Annotated in this window: 9 tRNA genes and 2 rRNA genes; all 11 read left to right on the top strand. The window is 48.6% G+C overall.

The features are described 5' to 3' along the window. A 23S ribosomal RNA gene (locus tag ACFPTP_RS02990) occupies positions 1-167 on the top strand; the annotation flags it as partial. 162 nt (positions 168-329) lie between these two features. Beyond that, positions 330-445, top strand: a 5S ribosomal RNA gene (gene rrf, locus ACFPTP_RS02985). Between the two features lie 29 nt (positions 446-474). Then, positions 475-550, top strand: a tRNA-Val gene (locus ACFPTP_RS02980). 25 nt (positions 551-575) lie between these two features. Further along, positions 576-651 (top strand) — tRNA-Thr (locus ACFPTP_RS02975). Positions 652-660: 9 nt separating this feature from the next. After that, positions 661-736 (top strand) — tRNA-Lys (locus ACFPTP_RS02970). Positions 737-759: 23 nt separating this feature from the next. After that, positions 760-841, top strand: a tRNA-Leu gene (locus ACFPTP_RS02965). A gap of 8 nt (positions 842-849) precedes the next feature. After that, a tRNA-Gly gene (locus ACFPTP_RS02960) sits at positions 850-924 on the top strand. A 9-nt stretch (positions 925-933) separates the two neighbouring features. Then, a tRNA-Leu gene (locus tag ACFPTP_RS02955) sits at positions 934-1,022 on the top strand. A 26-nt stretch (positions 1,023-1,048) separates the two neighbouring features. Next, a tRNA-Arg gene (locus tag ACFPTP_RS02950) sits at positions 1,049-1,125 on the top strand. A gap of 15 nt (positions 1,126-1,140) precedes the next feature. Next, positions 1,141-1,217, top strand: a tRNA-Pro gene (locus ACFPTP_RS02945). A 10-nt stretch (positions 1,218-1,227) separates the two neighbouring features. Further along, positions 1,228-1,303 (top strand) — tRNA-Ala (locus ACFPTP_RS02940). Positions 1,304-1,500: the final 197 nt, after the last annotated feature.

Below are 1,500 nucleotides of genomic sequence, written 5' to 3'. Positions count from 1 at the left end.
ACGGGATAAATGCTGAAAGCATCTAAGCATGAAGCCCCCCTCAAGATGAGATTTCCCATTACATTTGTAAGTAAGATCCCTCAGAGAAGATGAGGTGGATAGGTCTGGGGTGGAAGCGTGGCGACACGTGCAGCTGACGGATACTAATCGATCGAGGACTTAACCTTAAAAGTTATGAAGTACGGTTGGACTTGAAGTTCAGCGACAATGTTGGTTTTATCCGGTTTTGAACGAACAAGAGTCGTTCAAAGTACTTTTATTTAAAAAGTACTTGAAAATCTATAGAGAATTGGTATAATGATTAATGTCCTTGAAAAGGATATTACAAGTCTGGTGATGAAGGCGAAGAGGTCACACCCGTTCCCATACCGAACACGGAAGTTAAGCTCTTCAGCGCCGATGGTAGTAGGGGGCTTCCCCCTGTGAGAGTAGGACGTCGCCGGGCTTGTCAGTTCCCTATAGTTTATTATAATCGGAGGATTAGCTCAGCTGGGAGAGCACCTGCCTTACAAGCAGGGGGTCGGCGGTTCGAACCCGTCATCCTCCACCATATTGTTTTAATTTACGTATTATGTGCCGGTGTAGCTCAATTGGTAGAGCAACTGACTTGTAATCAGTAGGTTGAGGGTTCAAGTCCTTTCGCCGGCACCACTTTTTTGTGAGCCATTAGCTCAGTCGGTAGAGCATCTGACTTTTAATCAGAGGGTCGCAGGTTCGAATCCTGCATGGCTCACCATTTTTACTGCTTTATTTTAATATGCGGGTGTGGTGGAACTGGCAGACACGCTAGACTTAGGATCTAGTGCCGCAAGGCGTGGGGGTTCGACTCCCTTCACCCGCACTTTTCACGCGGAAGTAGTTCAGTGGTAGAATACGACCTTGCCAAGGTCGGGGTCGCGGGTTCGAATCCCGTCTTCCGCTCCATTTATTTGCGCCGGGGTGGCGGAACTGGCAGACGCACAGGACTTAAAATCCTGCGGTAGGTGACTACCGTACCGGTTCGATTCCGGTTCTCGGCACCAAAATTGTGTCACATTTAAATGAATAGGCGCCCGTAGCTCAATTGGATAGAGCGTCTGACTACGGATCAGAAGGTTGTGGATTCGAATTCTTCCGGGCGCGCCATTAGTTTATTAATATCGGGAAGTAGCTCAGCTTGGTAGAGCACTTGGTTTGGGACCAAGGGGTCGCAGGTTCGAATCCTGTCTTCCCGACCACTTTTATTATGGGGCCTTAGCTCAGCTGGGAGAGCGCCTGCCTTGCACGCAGGAGGTCAGCGGTTCGATCCCGCTAGGCTCCACCATATGAACCTTGAAAACTGAACAGCAAAACGTCAACAAATAAAGTTCTGGAGCCGACCCCGTCGGTGAAAGGAACAAACGAATCTTCGGATTCAAATTGACATCTTAAATGATGCCAGCAAGAAACTCGAGCTATTCGAATTTCTCTATTATGGAGAGTTTGATCCTGGCTCAGGACGAACGCTGGCGGCGTGCCTAA

Origin of the sequence: Sporosarcina koreensis, from assembly GCF_042655825.1 — a bacterium.
GTDB classification, from domain to species: Bacteria; Bacillota; Bacilli; order Bacillales_A; family Planococcaceae; genus Sporosarcina; species Sporosarcina koreensis.
This window is presented reverse-complemented; position numbering and strand designations above follow the sequence as displayed.